Source organism: Streptomyces longisporus, assembly GCF_039532765.1.
Lineage (GTDB): Bacteria > Actinomycetota > Actinomycetes > Streptomycetales > Streptomycetaceae > Streptomyces > Streptomyces longisporus.
Window position 1 is genome coordinate 229494 of the sequence record NZ_BAAASG010000017.1, and the last position, 17678, is coordinate 247171.

The 17678-nt window shown below is 70.6% G+C and carries 15 protein-coding genes; 5 read left to right on the forward strand and 10 right to left on the reverse strand.

What is annotated here, in order from left to right; all coding sequences use genetic code 11:
- Window positions 1–6: 6 nt before the first annotated feature.
- Window positions 7–1701, reverse strand: a complete 1695-nt coding sequence (locus ABD355_RS34830) for an urease subunit alpha (RefSeq protein WP_344404910.1) — start codon at window positions 1699–1701, stop codon at window positions 7–9.
- Window positions 1698–2381 (reverse strand): urease subunit gamma, encoded by a 684-nt coding sequence (gene ureA / locus ABD355_RS34835; RefSeq protein WP_344404912.1) that lies wholly within the window; start codon window positions 2379–2381, stop codon window positions 1698–1700. The genes ABD355_RS34830 and ureA overlap by 4 nt, the downstream gene beginning before the upstream one ends.
- 140 nt (window positions 2382–2521) lie before the next feature.
- Here ureA and ABD355_RS34840 point away from each other — a divergent pair, with 140 nt between their 5' ends.
- Window positions 2522–3985 carry a cytosine permease gene (locus ABD355_RS34840; protein ID WP_344405030.1) on the forward strand — a complete coding sequence of 488 codons (1464 nt, stop codon included), beginning with the start codon at window positions 2522–2524 and terminating at the stop codon, window positions 3983–3985.
- A 37-nt stretch (window positions 3986–4022) separates the two neighbouring features.
- Here ABD355_RS34840 and ABD355_RS34845 read toward each other — a convergent pair whose 3' ends face one another.
- Both ABD355_RS34845 and ABD355_RS34850 read right to left on the reverse strand, forming a co-directional pair.
- Window positions 4023–5111, reverse strand: a complete 1089-nt coding sequence (locus tag ABD355_RS34845; protein ID WP_344404914.1) for a branched-chain amino acid aminotransferase — start codon at window positions 5109–5111, stop codon at window positions 4023–4025.
- A gap of 252 nt (window positions 5112–5363) precedes the next feature.
- A complete protein-coding gene (locus tag ABD355_RS34850) occupies window positions 5364–6407 on the reverse strand; it encodes a 3-isopropylmalate dehydrogenase (RefSeq protein ID WP_344404915.1) in 1044 nt (347 codons plus the stop codon).
- 142 nt (window positions 6408–6549) lie between these two features.
- Here ABD355_RS34850 and ABD355_RS34855 point away from each other — a divergent pair, with 142 nt between their 5' ends.
- Window positions 6550–8112, forward strand: a complete 1563-nt coding sequence (locus tag ABD355_RS34855; protein WP_344404916.1) for a purple acid phosphatase family protein — start codon at window positions 6550–6552, stop codon at window positions 8110–8112.
- A gap of 54 nt (window positions 8113–8166) precedes the next feature.
- On the opposite strand, the gene ABD355_RS34860 is transcribed toward ABD355_RS34855, so the two are convergent.
- A complete protein-coding gene (locus ABD355_RS34860) occupies window positions 8167–8298 on the reverse strand; it encodes a hypothetical protein (RefSeq protein WP_115905715.1) in 132 nt (43 codons plus the stop codon).
- Between the two features lie 309 nt (window positions 8299–8607).
- Between ABD355_RS34860 and ABD355_RS34865 the strand changes: the two genes are divergently transcribed.
- Window positions 8608–8814: a DUF5988 family protein gene (locus tag ABD355_RS34865; protein ID WP_344404917.1), complete on the forward strand. Its 207-nt coding sequence runs from the start codon at window positions 8608–8610 to the stop codon at window positions 8812–8814.
- Here the strand turns inward: ABD355_RS34865 and ABD355_RS34870 are convergent.
- The 3 genes from ABD355_RS34870 to ABD355_RS34880 all read right to left on the reverse strand — a co-directional run bounded on the left by ABD355_RS34870 (window position 8811) and on the right by ABD355_RS34880 (window position 12354).
- The gene (locus ABD355_RS34870) at window positions 8811–9692 is read right to left on the reverse strand and encodes an alpha/beta fold hydrolase (protein ID WP_344404918.1); all 882 of its coding nucleotides are present in this window, start codon (window positions 9690–9692) and stop codon (window positions 8811–8813) included. The genes ABD355_RS34865 and ABD355_RS34870 overlap by 4 nt on opposite strands.
- A gap of 26 nt (window positions 9693–9718) precedes the next feature.
- Window positions 9719–11350, reverse strand: a complete 1632-nt coding sequence (pruA, locus tag ABD355_RS34875) for an L-glutamate gamma-semialdehyde dehydrogenase (RefSeq protein WP_344404919.1) — start codon at window positions 11348–11350, stop codon at window positions 9719–9721.
- A gap of 77 nt (window positions 11351–11427) precedes the next feature.
- Window positions 11428–12354: a proline dehydrogenase family protein gene (locus ABD355_RS34880; protein ID WP_344404920.1), complete on the reverse strand. Its 927-nt coding sequence runs from the start codon at window positions 12352–12354 to the stop codon at window positions 11428–11430.
- A 128-nt stretch (window positions 12355–12482) separates the two neighbouring features.
- Between ABD355_RS34880 and ABD355_RS34885 the strand changes: the two genes are divergently transcribed.
- On the forward strand, window positions 12483–13694 hold the full coding sequence (locus tag ABD355_RS34885; RefSeq protein ID WP_344404922.1) for a PucR family transcriptional regulator: 1212 nt from the start codon (window positions 12483–12485) through the stop codon (window positions 13692–13694).
- Between the two features lie 16 nt (window positions 13695–13710).
- On the opposite strand, the gene ABD355_RS34890 is transcribed toward ABD355_RS34885, so the two are convergent.
- Window positions 13711–14301, reverse strand: a complete 591-nt coding sequence (locus tag ABD355_RS34890; RefSeq protein ID WP_344404924.1) for a TetR/AcrR family transcriptional regulator — start codon at window positions 14299–14301, stop codon at window positions 13711–13713.
- Between the two features lie 96 nt (window positions 14302–14397).
- On the opposite strand from ABD355_RS34890, the gene ABD355_RS34895 reads away from it, so the two are divergent.
- Window positions 14398–15918: an MFS transporter gene (locus tag ABD355_RS34895; RefSeq protein WP_344404925.1), complete on the forward strand. Its 1521-nt coding sequence runs from the start codon at window positions 14398–14400 to the stop codon at window positions 15916–15918.
- Window positions 15919–15973: 55 nt separating this feature from the next.
- Here the strand turns inward: ABD355_RS34895 and serA are convergent, their stop codons facing one another.
- Window positions 15974–17563, reverse strand: a complete 1590-nt coding sequence (gene serA / locus ABD355_RS34900; protein ID WP_344404926.1) for a phosphoglycerate dehydrogenase — start codon at window positions 17561–17563, stop codon at window positions 15974–15976.
- Window positions 17564–17678 lie beyond the last annotated feature (115 nt).

The following is a 17678-nucleotide window of genomic DNA, read 5'->3' on the forward strand; positions in this document are numbered from 1 at the left end:
GAAGGATCAGAGGAAGTAGAGGCGGTTGAGGGAGACCGAGTCGGCCGGCTGCGAGCGGATCGGCTCTCCGTCGAGGGTGACCAGACCGGTCCGCTGGTCGACGTCCACCGCTCCGGTACGGGAGTTGAGCCTGAGGTCGGCCGGTCCGATGCCGCGGGTGCCGCGCACGGCGACCCTTCTGCGGCGGGTCGGCATGGTGTCGTTGCCCTGGTCGAGGGCGGCCTGGGCGACGAAGGCGACGGAGATCTCGGCGGGTGTCGCGCCGTGCGCCCCGAACTGCGGCCCGAGGACCAGCGGTTCACAGGTGTCCGTCGCCGCGTTGGGGTCGCCGACCACGCCGTACGCCGGGAAGCCGGACTTGAGGACGAGCTGCGGCTTCGCCCCGAAGTACTCCGGGCGCCACAGCACGATGTCGGCGAGCTTGCCGACCTCGATCGACCCGACCTCGTGCGAGAGCCCGTGCGCGATCGCCGGGTTGATGGTCAGCTTGGCCATGTAGCGCAGGACGCGCTCGTTGTCGTGCTCGTCCGGGGCGCCGAACTCGGCCTTCATCTTCCCGGCCATGGCGAAGGTACGGCGGACGGTCTCGCCGGCCCGCCCCATGCCCTGCGCGTCGGACGAGGTGATGCCGATCGCGCCCAGGTCGTGCAGCACGTCCTCGGCACCCATGGTCCCGGCGCGGATGCGGTCGCGGGCCATGGCGGCGTCGCCGGGCAGGTCGGTCTTCAGGTCGTGGACGGAGACGATCATGCCGTAGTGCTCGGCGACGGCGTCCCGCCCGAAGGGGAGGGTGGGGTTGGTGGAGGAGCCGATGACGTTCGGGACACCCGCCATCTTCAGGACGTTGGGGACGTGCCCGCCGCCGCACCCCTCGATGTGGAAGGCATGGATGGTCCGCCCCTCCAGCACCCGCAGGGTGTCCTCCACCGACAGGCACTCGTTCAACCCGTCGCTGTGCAGGGCCACTTGGACGTCGTGCTCCTCGGCGACACGCAAGGCGGTGTCCAGGGCACGTGTGTGGGCGCCCATGTCCTCGTGCACCTTGAAGCCGCTCGCGCCGCCCTCGGCCAACGCCTCCACCAGGGGCGCGGAGTGCGAGGACGAACCCCGCCCCAGAAAGCCGATGTTGACCGGCCAGGCGTCGAAGGCGTTGAAGGCGTGCCGCAGCGCCCACGGCGAGTTGACGCCGACCCCCCACACGGGCCCGAACTCCTGCCCGATGATCGTGGTCACCCCGGACGCCAGCGAGGCCTCCATGATCCGCGGCGACAGCAGATGGACGTGCGTGTCGACGGCACCGGCGGTGGCGATGAGCCCCTCACCGGACACGATCGAGGTGCCCGTGCCGACGACGACGTCGACCCCGTCGAGGGTGTCGGGGTTCCCGGCGCGCCCGATCGAGCAGATCCGCCCCTCCCGGATGCCGATCGACACCTTCCGGATCCCCTGCACGGCATCGATCACCACCACGTTGCTGATGACGACGTCACAGGTCTCCCGGACGGCCGCGGCCTTGAGGTGCAGCCCGTCACGGGCGGTCTTGCCGAAGCCGGCGAGGAACTCGTCGCCGTACCGCTGGGAGTCGGACTCCACGCGGACGGTCAGCCCGGAGTCCCCGAGCCGGATCCGGTCGCCGGCGCGGGGGCCATGGGTGGCGGCATAGGCACGGGGGTCGATGCTCGGGCGGTGGTCGTTGCTCATCGGTCCGCTCCCAGGTATCCGCAGGCGGCGGCCCTGCGCAGGGCCTCTTCCTTCGCCCCCGGCGCGTCCAGCGCCCCGTCGACGAGCCCCGCGAACCCGATCGCGACCCGCTCGCCCCCGATCGGCACCAGCCCGACCTCGACGCTCTCCCCCGGCCCGAACCGCACCGACGACCCGGCGGGCACGGCGAGCCGCATCCCATAGGCCTGTTCCCGTACGAAGTCGAGGCGCGGGTTGGCCTCGAAGAAGTGGAAGTGGGAGGTGACGGAGACGGGCACGGTGGCGGTGTTGGTCACCGTCAGCCGCACGGCCGCCGCGGGCTCGGCATGCTCGGGCCCGGGCAGCAGCGCGCCCGGCGCCTGCTCCCCCAGCCCGCCCCCGCCGATCGGATCGCTCACCACCGCGAGCCGCGAACCGTCGTCGAAGACGGCCTCCACATGCACCTCGGTGACGACGTCCGCGACGCCGGGCAGCACATCGGCCGGGCCGAGCACGGACCGGGCGCGTTCGACGGCCTCGGCGAGCCGGGCGCCGTCGCGGGCGGCCTCGCAGACGGTGTCCGCGATGAGCGCGGTGGCCTCGGGCACGTTGAGCCGAAGGCCCCGGGCCCGCCGCGCCCGGGCCAGCTCGGCGGCCCCGAAGAGCAGCAGCCGGTCGCGTTCGGTCGGTGTCAGCCGCATGTCCATCCCTCCATTTAGAGTGACACTCTAAACAGAGAACCGTGGGAGAGGAAGGTCTTGACGCCCACAGCGTCAGGAGTCACATTGAGTGCCGCTCACTTTGAGTGCCGCTCTAACCGACCGAAAGGGCCGCCATGCCGATCTCGATAGAACAGCGCGGAGTGGACACCATCCCCGACGAGGAACGCAGCAGCGGGCCCCGCGACCTCGTCTCGATCCTGCTGGGCTCCAACCTCTGTCTCGGCGTGATCATCTTCGGCTGGCTGCCACCGTCGTTCGGCCTGGACTGGTGGTCGTCGCTGAGCTCGATCGTGGTCGGCACGGTGGCGGGCACGGCCCTGACGGCACCCCTGGCCCTGATCTCCCTGCGCACCGCGACGAACCTCTCCACCTCCTCCGGTGCCCAGTTCGGCGTGCGCGGCCGGCTGGTCGGCTCGGTGGTCGGTCTGCTCCTGGCCCTCGGCTACACGGCGCTGACCGTGTGGATCGGCGGGGACGTGATGGTGGGCGTGCTGCGCCGGCTGTTCGGGCTGCCGGTGGACGGAGTGGCGTACGCCCTGGTCTACGCGGTCCTCGCCGGGGCGACGGTGGCGGGCGCGGTGTACGGCTACCGGGTGCTGCTGGCCATGTCCCGGGTCCTGGCGATCGGCATGACGGCGCTGCTGGCGCTGGGCGTCCTCGCCTACGCCCCGCACTTCACCACCTCGGCGATCCCGGAGACCGGCGGCTATCTGCTGGGCGGCTACTGGCCGACCTGGTTCCTGGCCACGGTGGCGGCGGGCCTGTCCGGCCCGATCGCCTTCATCACCCTGCTCGGCGACTACACCCGCTACATCTCCCCGGCCCGCCACTCCTCCCGCCGGGTCCTGCACGCGACCTGGCTCGGCCTGATCCTGGGCCTGCTGGTCCCTCAGCTCTTCGGCACCTTCACGGCGTACGCGGCCCGCGCGGCGGCGGACTACGCGGGCCCGCTGGTGACGGCGTCCCCCGCCTGGTACCTGATCCCGCTCCTGCTCTCCGCCTCCGCGGGCTCGGTCGGCAACGCGGGTCTGATGCTCTACTCCATGGGCCTCGACCTGGACGCCATCCTGCCGCGCGCGTCCCGCGCCCGAGCCACCTACACGGTCGCGATCGTGGCCACCGCCTGCGTCTTCATCGGCCACTACACCTGGAACGCCCAGTCCGCGATGACGTCCTTCGTCCTCCTGCTGACGGCCATCGGCACCCCGTGGGCGGTCATCACCCTCATCGGCTTCGTGCGCTGCCGCGGGGTGTACGACGCGGACGCCCTGCAGGTCTTCAACCGCCGCGCCCGGGGCGGGATCTACTGGTACCGGGCGGGCTGGAACGTACGGGCGACGGTGTCCTGGGCGGTGGGCGCCGGTTTCGGCCTGCTGGGGGTGTCCCTGCCGTCGTACCAGGGCCCACTGCTGTCGCTGACGGGCGGGGTGGACTGCAGCTTCGTACTGTCGGGCCTTGTGGGCGGCGTGACGTACCTGCTCCTGCAGCCGAGGGCTGGGTCCGCGTTCTCAGCCCGTCCGGCGTTTGAGGACGAGGCCGTCCAGGCCGAAACGGGGGGCCTGGGGGGCGCAGCCCCCCAGTAGGGCGCAACACCCCCCGCACAAAACCCCCGCTCAGCCCTCAGCCGAGAACGTGCATCCAGCCGTGCTTGTCCTCCGCCGTCCCGCGCTGGATGTTCAGCAGCGCCTCGCGGAGCTTGAGCGTGACCTCGCCCGGCTCGCCGCCCGCCTGCTGCCACTCGGCGCTCTCGCGCTTGACGGTGCCGACCGGGGTGATCACGGCGGCGGTACCGCAGGCGAAGACCTCGGTCAGCGTGCCGTTCTCGGCGTCGCGCTGCCACTGGTCGATGGAGACCCGGCCCTCCTCGGACTCGTAGCCGAGGTCGCGGGCGACGGTCAGCAGCGAGTCGCGCGTCACGCCCTCCAGGATCGAGCCGGTCAGCGACGGGGTGACGATCTTGTCGCCGTACACGAAGTACAGGTTCATGCCGCCGAGTTCCTCGACCCACTTGTGCTCGACCGCGTCCAGGTAGCAGACCTGGTCGCAGCCCTTGGCGGCGGCCTCGGCCTGGGCGAGCAGGGAGGCCGCGTAGTTGCCGCCCGTCTTCGCGTCGCCCATGCCGCCGGGGACGGCGCGGACGCGGTCCTCGGAGAGCCAGATGGAGACCGGCTTGACGCCGCCGGGGAAGTAGGCGCCGGCCGGGGAGGCGATGACCAGGAAGAGGTACTCGTTGGCGGGCTTCACGCCCAGGCCGACCTCGGTCGCGATCATGAACGGGCGGAGGTAGAGGGACTCCTCGCCGCCGTGCGCGGGCACCCATGCCTTGTCCTGCTGGACGAGGACGTCACAGGCCTCGATGAACGTCTCGACCGGAAGCTCGGGCATGCCGAGGCGGTGCGCGGAGCGCTGGAAGCGCCGGGCGTTCATCTCGGGGCGGAAGGTGGCGACCGAGCCGTCCGGGCGGCGGTAGGCCTTGAGGCCCTCGAAGATCTCCTGGGCGTAGTGCAGGGTCATGTTCGCCGGGTCGAGCGAGAGCGGGCCGTACGGGACGAGCTGGCCGTCGTGCCAGCCGCGGCCCTCGGTCCACTTGATCGTCACCATGTGGTCGGTGAAGTGGCGGCCGAACCCGGGGTTCGCCAGGATCGCCTCGCGCTCCGCGTCGGAGAGTGGCGAGGCCGAGGGCTTGAGCTCGATCGTGGGCGTCGTCATGAGTGGTTGTCCTTCACCGGTTGTGTGTGACGGGCCGCGCTCACGTCCGTACGGCCGGTGGCCAGTGCTAGGACGTCCGAGCATTCCCTCAATCCGCGGCTCCGCGTTCGATTATCGCAAGGCGGGGACCGTGGAAGAAACGGCGTGAAATGCGGCCCAGGGGATGATGGTGGCACCCGGCGGGGACACAGCGGAAGCCGCCGGGTGCTGATGCGACCCGGCGGCTTCGAAAGGTTCGAGTGGCGCTGGGGGTCAGCCGGCTACTCGTACGGCCAGCGCGTCGCCGATCTCCGACGTGGAGCGGGCGGGCTTGCCGGTGCGCTCGGCGAGGTCGGCGGAGACCGCCTCGTCGATGCGGGCGGCCTCGGCCTCGTAGCCGAGGTGGCGCAGCAGCAGCGCGACGGACAGGACGGTGGCGGAGGGGTCGGCCTTGCCCTGGCCCGCGATGTCGGGCGCCGAGCCGTGCACGGGCTCGAACATCGAGGGGAACTCGCCGGACGGGTTGATGTTCCCGCTCGCGGCGACGCCGATGCCGCCGGAGACGGCCGCGGCGAGGTCGGTGATGATGTCGCCGAAGAGGTTGTCGGTGACGATCACGTCGAACCGGCCCGGGTCGGTGACCAGGTAGATGGTCGCCGCGTCGACGTGGATGTAGTCGGTGGTGACCTCGGGGAACTCCTCGGCCACCTTGTTGAAGATGTTCGTCCACAGGTGGCCCGCGAAGGTCAGCACGTTGTTCTTGTGGACCAGCGTGAGCTTCTTGCGGGGGCGGGCCTGGGCGCGGGCGAAGGCGTCGCGGACCACACGCTCGACGCCGAAGGCCGTGTTCACGGAGACCTCGGTGGCGACCTCGTGCTCGGTGCCCTTGCGGATGGTGCCGCCGTTGCCGGTGTACGGGCCCTCGGTGCCCTCACGGACCACGACGAAGTCGATGCTCGGCTCGCCGGCCAGCGGGGTGGCGACACCCGGCAGGAGCTTCGACGGACGCAGGTTGACGTGGTGGTCGAAGGCGAAGCGGAGCTTGAGCAGGAAGCCGCGCTCCAGGACGCCGGAGGGGACGCTCGGGTCACCGATGGCGCCGAGCAGAATGGCGTCGTGCTTCTTCAGCGCGTCGAGGTCGGCGTCGGTGAGGGTCTCACCGGTGGCGTGGTAGCGCTGGGCGCCGAAGTCGTACTCCTTGGTCTCCAGCTTCACATCCTGCGGAAGGACGGCGGAGAGGACCTTCAGACCTTCGGCCACGACCTCCTGGCCGATGCCGTCACCGGGAATCACTGCGAGATTGATGCTGCGAGACATGTCGGCACCCTACTCCGCGTCCCATGGAATGACATGCCGCGTCCGCCATACGGACAGGCCAGTGACGGGGAGCGTCAACTGGTCGTCGCCCGTTCACCCGTATGTCTGGCGGGCGTTGGCAATCGCTGGGAACTTCCCTCCCATGGACATACCCGACTTCGGCATCCCGCCGCAGCTCGCAAGCCGGATGAGCATGGCCGAGCAGCACGAGTACCTGCGCACCAGGCTGATCCGGCGCCGCACGCTGGTGACGGCGGGTGCGGTGGCGGCGGGCGGGGTGCTGAGCGGCTGCGGCGGCGGATCGGGAGCTCAGGGTACGAGGACCCCGGCGCCCGCGCGCCCGACGGTGCACGGCTCCGTCGTCTCCCCCTTCGGCCGGCATCTCGCCTTCGGCGCCGACCCGAAGTCGCAGCTGCGGGTCTCCTGGCAGGTCCCGCTGGCGGTGCGGAAGCCGTACGTCCGCATCGGCCTCAAGCCCGACGATCTGGGCCGGAGGACCGAGGCCGAGGTCCGCGACCTGCACACCCCGGGCGTGCCGGGCGTGCGTCCGGCGCTGGAGCAGTACTACCTGCACGCGGCCCTGGACGGCCTGCGCCCCGGCACGACGTACTACTACGGCGTGGGCCACGAGGGCTTCGATCCGGCGGACGCGAAGCACCGCTCGACGATCGGCACCTTCCGCACGGCGCCGGCCTCCCCGGAGAGGTTCGTGTTCACGGCCTTCGGCGACCAGGGCGTCAGCCGGGCCGCGGCCGCCAACGACCATGTCGTCCTGCGCCAGAACCCCGCCTTCCATCTGCACGCGGGTGACATCTGCTACGCCGACACCAATGGCCGGGGCGAGAAGTCGGACGGCTACGACCCCGCGTTCTGGGACCTGTTCCTCAAGCAGAACGAGCCCGTGGCCAGGTCGGTGCCGTGGATGGTGACGACCGGCAACCACGACATGGAGGCCTGGTACTCGCCGGAGGGCTACGGCGGCCAGCTGGCCCGCTTCTCCCTCCCGGACAGCGGCTTCGACGCCCGCACGGCGCCCGGGGTGTACGCGTTCACCTACGGCAACGTCGGCTTCGTGGCGCTGGACGCGAACGACGTGTCGTACGAGATCCCCGCCAACTTCGGCTACAGCGGCGGCAGGCAGACGAAGTGGCTGGACGGAAAGCTGGCCGAGCTGCGGTCGGCGAAGGGGATCGACTTCATCGTCGTCTTCTTCCACCACTGCGCCTACTCGACCTCCTCGCACGCCTCCGACGGCGGGGTACGGGCGCAGTGGCTGCCACTGTTCGCCCGGCACCAGGTGGACCTGGTGATCAACGGGCACAACCATGTGTACGAGCGGACGGACGCCATCAGGAACGGCGGGGTCGGCAGGCCGGTCCCCATCGGTGCGTCGACCGATCCGACCCGGGACGGGATCGTGTACGTCACGGCGGGCGGCGGCGGACGCGATCTGTACGGCTTCCCGGCGGGTGTGAAGGAGAGCTACGAGGGACACGTCACGCACCACGACTCCGTCGGCACTTTCCAGTGGACGAAGTCGAAGGCATCCGCGGCGGAGACCGTGGAGTGGTCACGGGTGCGCTACCGGGGCTTCTCCCTGCTCAGGGTGGAGGCGGACAGCGGTCCACGGCCCGTCCTGAAGGTGTCGGCGCTCACCGAAAGCGGCGAACGCATCGATCACTTCGAGGTGCGGCGCGGCGCGTGAGTCCGCGCCGCACCTCATGCGGGTGCGGCTCCCGGCTCAGTGGTGATGCCCGGCTCAGTGGCCGGTCGAACCACCGTTGTCCCTGCGGTCCAGGGCGCGCTGGAGGGCGGCTGCGGCGTTCTTGCGGTCGGACTCGCTCGTACGGGAGAGGTGACGGACTCGGCGGCGTGCGGTCGTCTCGGCCATGGGAAATCGACTCCTTCGACATCCGGGAGTGCGGAAAGGGGTTACGAGACGCCGGGTGGGGCGGGGAGCGGTGCCGCAGGGGTTGCCTGCACGGGGCGCGCTCACGACCGCCATTCGCTTGGTCGAGCGAGACGTTCGGCTCCTACAAAAGTAAGCGAGCGGGCCCGGTCTGTCTCCACAATTACTCGGACTTCCTACTATCTGAGACGGCGAATGCGGTCACACCCCTGTGAGCTGGGGCTTCGCCCACACGGCTGATCCTGGGCACGGCGTGCGACAACGGTCACCGGTGGCGGGAACGGTGAGGTCATGAGCGACAAGGCCAAGGCACTTCTCGAGGGCGGCCCGCAGGATCTGCCCGAGCGGATCGTCCCGATCGCGACCCCGGGAGCAGACCTGAAGATCGAGCTGCGCAACGGCTACGAGCACTTCAGGCAGACCACCCGCCACGCGGACACACCGGAGGGCACGCTCCCGGTGTACGAGTGGTGGGAGCGCACGGAACTCCCCGGCTAGCCCCGGGCCCGCAGCGCCGCCGTCAGCGCCTCCCGGAAGCCCTTCGGGTCCTCCACCCACGGCGCGTGCCCGGCCTCCGGCAGCGTCACCCGGCGTACCCGCGGCAGGGCCCGCTCCAGGGAGTCGACCGCCGAGCGCGGCCGCGGGTCCCGCGCGCCGTCGACGATCAGTACGGGCACGTCGAGGGACGCGCAGGCGTCGTGGAGCCCGGGAGTGCCCCAGTTCCGCCGGCGCTCGTCGTTGAGGGCCCTGCTGCACTCGGCGTTGATCCCGAGCCAGGGGTCGGTGAGCCGCCCGGCGTGCTCCAGCGCCCGTTCCCGGTCCGCGTAGTCGGCGGACCACTGGAGCACCGCCCGCTCCCGCTCCTCGTCCTCGCTCAGGTGCGGCCGACCCGTCAACTCCCGCCAGCGGGCCAGCCGTTCGGGGCGCTCGCCGAGGCGCGCGTGCAGGTTCTCCCGGAAGGTGCCGAACCAGTCGGAGTCCGGCCCGATGCCCGTGCCGCTCACGTACATCAGCGCACTCACCCGCCGGGGATGCGCAAGCGCATAGCTCAACGCCAGCTGCGCACCCCACGAGTGACCGAGCAGCGTCATCCGCCGAAGCCCGAAGTGCCGCCGTACGGCGTCGAGATCGGCGACGAAGCGGGCGAGCGTCCAGGGACCACTGACCTCCCGCTGCGAACGCCCGCAGCCCCGCTGGTCCCAGCGGACCACCGGCGTCAGGTCGGCGAGCAGCTCCGCCAGGTCCTCGAAGTAGTCCCACAGGCCCGGCCCGCCGTGGCAGAGCACCAAGGGGTCGCCGCTGCCCGACCGCGCGGCCCACAGACGTACGCCGTCGTCGGCCGTCACGGTCGGGCCCTCGTTCCGCGTCACCGTCATGAGGGGCAGTCTGCCCCGGTGACGGGTCAGCCCATGTGCGGGTACGTGTAGTCCGTCGGCGGGACCAGCGTCTCCTTGATGGCGCGGGTCAGGGTCCAGCGCTGCAGGTTCTGCGGGGCGCCGGCCTTGTCGTTGGTGCCGGAGGCGCGGCCGCCGCCGAAGGGCTGCTGGCCGACGACGGCGCCGGTCGACTTGTCGTTGATGTAGAAGTTGCCCGCCGCGTAGCGGAGCTTGTCCATCGTGTACGCGGCCGCCGCACGGTCGTTGGAGATGACCGAGCCGGTCAGCGCGTAGTCGGACACCGACTCCATCTGGGTCAGCATCTCCTCGTACTTGTCGTCCTCGTAGACGTACACGGCGAGGAACGGGCCGAAGTACTCGGTGCGGAAGACCTCGTTCTCCGGGTCGGTGCACTCGACGACGGTCGGGCGGACGAACCAGCCGACCGAGTCGTCGTAGCTGCCGCCCGCGACGATCGTGCAGGCCGGGTCGGACTTCGCGCGGTCGATGGCGGCCTTGTTCTTGGCGAAGGAGCGCTCGTCGATGACGGCGCCGATGAAGTTGGCGAGGTCGGTGACGTCACCCATGGTCAGGTAGTCGACCTCGGCGGCGAACTCCTCCTTGAAGCCGGAGTTCCAGATCGAGGCCGGAATGTACGCGCGGGAGGTCGCGCTGCACTTCTGGCCCTGGTACTCGAAGGCACCGCGGGTCAGCGCCGTCTTCAGGACCGCGCGGTCGGCGCTGGGGTGGGCGACCAGGAAGTCCTTGCCGCCGGTCTCGCCGACCAGGCGCGGGTAGGAGCGGTACTTCTCGATGTTGTTGCCGACCGTCTTCCACAGGTACTGGAAGGTCTTGGTCGAGCCGGTGAAGTGGATGCCGGCCAGGTCGCGGTGCTCGAGCGCCACCTTGGAGACCTCGATGCCGTCACCGGTGACGAGGTTGATGACGCCCTTGGGCAGACCCGCCTCCTCCAGCAGCTGCATCAGCAGGACGGCCGCGTGGGTCTGGGTCGGGGACGGCTTCCAGACGACGACGTTGCCCATGAGCGCGGGGGCGGTCGGCAGATTGCCCGCGATCGCGGTGAAGTTGAACGGCGTGATCGCGTAGACGAAGCCCTCCAGCGGGCGGTGGTCGAGGCGGTTCCAGACGCCCGGGGAGTTGGCCGGGGGCTGCTCGGCCAGGATCTGGCGGGCGTAGGCGACGTTGAAGCGCCAGAAGTCGATCAGCTCGCAGGGGCAGTCGATCTCGGCCTGCTGGGCGGTCTTCGACTGGCCGAGCATGGTGGACGCCGCGAGGGTCTCGCGCCACGGGCCGGACAGCAGCTCGGCCGCGCGCAGGATGATCGCGGCACGGTCGTCGAAGGACATCGCACGCCAGGCGGGCGCGGCGGCGAGGGCCGCGTCGATGGCGTCCTGCGCGTCCTGCTGGGTGGCGTTGGCGTAGGTGCCCAGGCGGGCCTTGTGGTTGTGCGGCTGCACGACGTCGAACCGCTCACCGCCGCCCATCCGCTTCTCGCCGCCGATCGTCATCGGCAGGTCGACCGGGTTCTCGGCCAGCTCCTTCAGCTTGGCCTCGAGCCGGGCACGCTCGGGCGAGCCGGGGGCGTAGCCGTGCACCGGCTCGTTGACGGGGGTGGGGACCTGGGTCACAGCGTCCATGGGACCGTAACTCCTTGATGTTGAGCGGGGGTTGCGAGCGGGGGTGCGGGCTCAGCCCTTTGACCAGTTCTCGGCGATCAGCCCTTGCTGACCATCGACCGGAGGAAGAAGCGCAGGTTCGCCGGCTTCTCCGCCAGGCGTCGCATGAAGTAGCCGTACCAGTCGGTGCCGTAGGCGGTGTAGACGCGCATGCGGTGGCCCTCGGCGGCCAGCCGCAGGTGCTCGTCGCTGCGGATGCCGTACAGCATCTGGAACTCGTACTCGTCGAGCTTGCGCCCGGCCCGGCGGGCGAGTTCCTGCGCGATGGAGATGAGGCGCGGGTCGTGGGACCCGATCATCGGATACCCCTCGCCCTCCATCAGAGTCCTCAGGACCCGGACGTACGCCTTGTCGATCTCCTGCTTCTGCTGGTACGCGACCTCGGCGGGCTCCTTGTACGCGCCCTTCACCAGCCGCACCCGGCTGCCGGCCGCGGCGAGGCGGCGGGCGTCGGCCTCGGTGCGGAACAGATAGGCCTGGATGACGCAGCCGGTCTGCGGGAAGTCCTTCCGCAGCTCCTCGTGGATGGCGAACATCGAGTCGAGGGTGGTGTGGTCCTCGGCGTCGAGCGTGACCGTCGTACCGATGGCGGCGGCGGCCTCGACGACCGGGCGGACATTGGCGAGGGCGAGCTCGTGGCCGCCGTCCAGCGCCTGCCCGAACATCGACAGCTTCACGGACATCTCGACCCGCTCGCCGAGGCCGAGCTCGCTCAGCCGGTCGATCAGCGTCAGGTAGGCGTCGCGGGCCGCGGCGGCCTGCTCGGGGGTGGTGATGTCCTCGCCGACGACGTCCATCGTCAGCTCCAGACCGCGGCCGGTGAGGTCCTTGATGATCGGCAGGATGTCGTCGACGGTCTCACCGGGGATGAAGCGGTCGACGACCTGCTTGGTCACCGGGGCCGCCGAGATCAGGCGTCGCATCCGGTCGCTGCGCGACGCGGCAAGAATCACGGGACCCAGCACGGGGCACCTCCACAAACCAGCAGATAGAACCACCGTGAAACCTAAGGATCCCTCCGATCCTCAGCCATCGACAGCTGTCACGCATCCGTGCCAGAGATCTCAGACAGATGTATGAAGCGGGCCCGGAAATGCGGGAGAATGCCCGAGTGACGTCCGAAGTCTTCAGCCATGCGGGTGACTACCAGGAGCTGGTCGACGAGATCTCCGAGCTCCTCGGCGTCCCCGCGACCCTGGAGAACCGGGACTTCGAGCTGATCGCCTTCGGTGCGTACGACAGTGAGGGCGACCTCGACGCCTCCGCGCTGGACCCGGTGCGCACCCGCTCGATCCTGACGCGGCGCTCCACGTCCGCGGTCCGTGCGTGGTTCGAGGGCTTCGGCATCACCCGGGCGACGGGCCCGGTCCGTATCCCGCCGACGCCCGAGGCGGGCGTGTACCGGGGACGCATCTGCCTTCCGGTACGCCATCGGGGTGTCGTCCTCGGTTATGTCTGGCTGCTGGACTCCGACCCGGGCCCGACCGAGCGCCAGCTGAGCGCGGCCATGGACGTGGCGGCCCGCATCGGCGCCCTGCTGGCGGACGAGGCGCAGCACGGCGCCGACCTCACCCGGGAGCTGCGGGCCGTGCTCACCGCCGAGCGCGGCTGGCCGCAGGACATGGCGGTGGCGGAGCTGCGCACCGCGCTGGGCGCCCGCGCGGACGGCCTGCACACGGTGGTCTGCGTGGCCCCCTGGCCGTCCGCCGACCCGGACGACGCCCCTTCCGTCCGTACGGTGCCGGGGGCGACGGCGCTGTGCACGGTGCCGTGGGGCGCGGCCTCCCACTCCCTCGCCCTGCTGGTACGGCTGCGCTCGGCGGAGGTCCTGACGCCGGCCACCGCGGCGGCGGGGCGGCTGCTGGAGCGGGCGCGGCAACTGGAGGGGGGCGGCACGGCGGCGTGCGGCATCGCGGCCGCGCGCACCGGGCTCGCGGAGCTGGCGACGGCCTGGCACGAGGCCCTGGCGGCGGCGCGGGCCGCGCTGGCGGAGCCCCGGCTCGGTCCGGTCGCCGAGTGGGCGGACATCGGCCCGTTCCGGCTGCTGACCGCGCTGCCGCCGGAGGTCGCCCACGACCCTGCCGTACGCACCCTGTTGTCCCCCACCTACCGCGAACTCGCCCGCACCGCGGAGATCTACCTCGACTGCGCGGGCCAGGCCGCCCGGACCGCCGCCGAGCTGGGCATCCACCGCCAGACCCTGTACTACCGCCTGTCCCGCGTGGAAAAACTGACGGGCCTCGACCTGGACGACGGCGAGGACCGGCTGCTGCTGCACATGGCGTTGAAGGGCGCACGGCTGTAGCGAGTGGGGCGGCGGGTCAGCTCCCCTTGACGCCCGCGATCACGCGGCGCAGGCCCTCGGTGAGTTGCGTGGCGTCCGTCGCCGTGTCCGGGTTGAAGAGCCACTGCACCATGAGCCCCTGGAGAAGGGTCTGGTAGAAGCGCCCCTCGGTGTCGATGGCCTCCTTGCCCTGCTCCTCCTCCGGGATGTCGTTGAACAGGGGCAGGAGCCCCGAGCGGCCCTGCTCCTCCGCCTCGACCAGCATCCGGCGCACCTGCGGCATGCGGTCGCCCTGAAGGATCAGCTCGAAGCTCAGCATCCAGATCGCACGCGACTCGCCCACCGCCTCGACGATGTTCGTCCACACCGCCTGGAAACGCTCCAGCGACCCGGCGGGCGTCGACTTCGTGGCCTCCCCCTGCCCGCCGGGCTCGAACCGATGCCCCGTGGCCTCGATCAGCGAGACATACGCCTGCACCAGCAGCGCGTCCTTCGACCCGTAGTGGTAGCCGATCGACGCCAGGTTCGTCCCCGACTCCTTGACGATGTCCCGCGCGGTCGTGCGCAGGAACCCCTTCTCCAGCAGGCAGCGCTTGGCGCCTTCGAGCAGATCCTCACGATGTCCCATGCCCCCCACCCTACTCCGATCCATACAAGCGTCCTAGACGCATGACTTATACATTCGTTCTAGACGACCGTTTAAGACGCCCGTACAGTTCCTGTCATGACGAACCCGACGAGCACCACCACCACCCCGCCCGGCCGACTGGCCGGCCGCCGCGAATGGACCGCAGTGGGCGTGCTGATGCTCCCGTTGCTGCTGGTCTCGATGGACGTCTCGGTCCTGTACTTCGCGATCCCGGCCATCAGCGCCGACCTGGAGCCGAGCGGCACCCAGCAGCTGTGGATCTTCGACGTCTACGGCTTCGTCCTGGCCGGCCTGCTGATGACGATGGGCTCCCTGGGCGACCGCATCGGCCGCCGCAAACTCCTCCTGATCGGCGCGGCGGCCTTCGGTATCGCGTCGCTCACCGCGGCCTACGCGAACAGCGCCGAGACCCTGATCGCGGCCCGCGCGGTCCTCGGCATCGGCGGCGCGACTTTGATGCCGTCGACGATGGCGCTGATCCGCACGATGTTCACCGACCCGGGCCAGCGTGCGAAGGCGATCGGCCTGTGGTCCGGTGTGATGACGGCCGGCATCGCGCTCGGCTCGGTGATGAGCGGTGTCCTCGTCCAGTACTTCTGGTGGGGCTCGGTCTTCCTGGTCAACCTGCCCGCGATGGCGCTGCTGCTGATCCTCGGCCCGTTCCTGCTGCCCGAGTCCCGCGACCCCGCCCCCGGCCGCTTCGACTGGCTGAGCGTCCCCCTGTCGATGGCCGCGGTGCTGCCCGTCATCTACGGCCTCAAGGAGATCCCCTCGGAGGGCTGGCACGCCCAGTACGTCGTATCGATCACCGTCGGCCTGCTCTTCGCGACCGCCTTCGTCCACCGCCAGCGCACCGCGGCCTCACCGATGATCTCGCCGGCCCTGTTCCGCGGCCGCGGCTTCGCATCCTCGGTCGTCCTCAACCTCATCGGCTCGTTCGCCATCATGGGCTCGGCGTACTTCACCACGCAGTACCTGCAGTCGGTGCTCGACAAGAGCGCCCTGGAAGCCGCCCTGTGGTCTCTGCTCCCCTCGGTGCCGATCGGCATGGCGGCCCCGATGGCGGCCTCGCTGGTCCAGAAGGGCGTCGACCGCGCCTACGTCGTCACCGCGGGCTTCGCGATCGGCGCGGCCGGCTACGCGCTGCTGGCCTTCACGGACACGGACTCCCTGTGGCTGGTCCTGGTCGCGTGCGGTGTGCTCGCCTCGGGAGTCGTCATGGTCATCTCCCAGATCACGGACGTGGCGCTGAGCAGCGCCCCGGTGGAACGGGCGGGCTCGGCGTCCTCCCTGATGGAGACCGGCGCGGAGTTCGGCGGCGCGCTCGGAATGGCGATCCTCGGCTCCATCGGTACCGCCCTCTACCGCCACGAGATCCCTGCCTCGGCCCCCGCTGCGGCCCACGAAACACTGGGCGGCGCCCTGGCGGTGGCCGCTCAGCTCCCGGGGCGCGCGGGAGACGCCCTGGCGACGACGGCCCGCGAGGCGTTCACCAGCGGAATGCACGGCGCGGCGATCGCCGGGACGGTGGTCCTGGTGGGAGCGGCTGCGCTGGCGGCGAGGGCGCTGCGGGGTGTTCGCGTGAGCGACAAGTAGGGCAACGCGAAGGGGCCGAGCCGACTCACGTCGACTCGGCCCCTCGCGTTGTGTGTCAGACCAGGTTCACGGAGCGGGCGAACGTCGCCCCGATCTCCGCCTCGACCTCGACCAGCACCGCGGGGGGCACCGCGTCGTCGACGGTCAGCACGGCCAGCGCCTCGCCACCGGCCACGGCACGCGAGACCTGCATACCGGCGATGTTGATCCCCGCCTCGCCGAAGATGCGGCCCACCGTGCCGACGACACCGGGACGGTCCTCGTACCGCAGCACGACCATGTGGTCGGCAAGGGCGAGGTCGACGTCGTACTCGCCCACGGCCACGATCTTCTGCAGGTGCTTCGGGCCGGCCAGCGTGCCGGAGACCGACACCTCCTCGCCGGTGCCGAGCGTGCCGCGCACGGTGACGACGTTGCGGTGGTCGGCCGACTCCGAGCTGGTGGTCAGCCGCACCTCTACGCCGCGCTCCTGGGCGAACAGCGGGGCGTTGACGTAGGAGACCGTCTCGGCGACGACGTCCTCGAAGACACCCTTGAGGGCGGACAGCTCCAGCACCTTCACGTCGTGCTGGGTGATCTCGCCGTACACCTCGACGTCGAGGCGGACCGCGACCTCACCCGCGAGCGCGGTGAAGATACGGCCGAGGCGCTCGGCGAGCGGGAGGCCCGGCTTGACGTCCTCGGCGATGACACCGCCCTGCACGTTCACCGCGTCCGGCACGAGCTCACCGGCGAGGGCGAGGCGCACCGAGCGGGCGACGGCGATACCGGCCTTCTCCTGCGCCTCGTCGGTGGAGGCGCCCAGGTGCGGGGTGGCGACGACCTGGTCGAACTCGAACAGCGGGGAGTCCGTGCAGGGCTCCTTCGCGTACACGTCGAGACCGGCACCGGCGACCCGGCCCTCCTTGAGGGCGGAGTACAGCGCCTCCTCGTCGACGATCCCGCCGCGCGCGGCGTTGACGATGCGCACGCTCGGCTTGACCTTGCGCAGCGCCTCGTCGCCGATGAGACCGACGGTCTCGGGGGTCTTGGGCAGGTGGACGGTGATGAAGTCGGAGACCTCGAGCAGCTCGTCGAGCGACAGCACCTTGACGCCCATCTGCGCGGCGCGCGCGGGCTGGATGTACGGGTCGTAGGCGACGACCTTCATGCCGAACCCGGACATGCGCTGGGCGACCAGCGCGCCGATGCGGCCGAGACCGACGACACCGAGGGTCTTCTCGGCGAGCTCGACACCCGTGTACTTGCTGCGCTTCCACTCGCCGTTCTTCAGCGCGGCGTTGGCCTGCGGGATGTGACGGGCTGTGGCGACGATGAGACCGCAGGCCAGCTCGGCGGCGGTCACGATGTTCGAGGTGGGAGCGTTGACGACCATCACGCCGGCCTTGGTGGCGGCGGAGACGTCCACGTTGTCCAGGCCGACGCCGGCTCGTGCGACGACCTTCAGCTTGTTCGCGGCGGCGATCGCCTCTGCGTCCACCTTGGTGGCGGAGCGGATCAGGATCGCGTCGACGTCGGCGATGGCGGGGAGCAGTTCGGCTCGGTCCGCTCCGTTGCAGTGCCGGATCTCGAAGTCCGGGCCAAGCGCGTCCACAGTCGCGGGCGACAGCTCTTCAGCGATGAGTACGACGGGTTTCGAGCTCACGTGAGTCCTCACAAGTCCAATGCGGACGGCCGTCCCGACGGCCGCAGGCGGTGGAGGTTTGCTAGCCGCGTGGAAGACGCACGACGCTGTGGGCCTGACGCGTATGTAATACGGC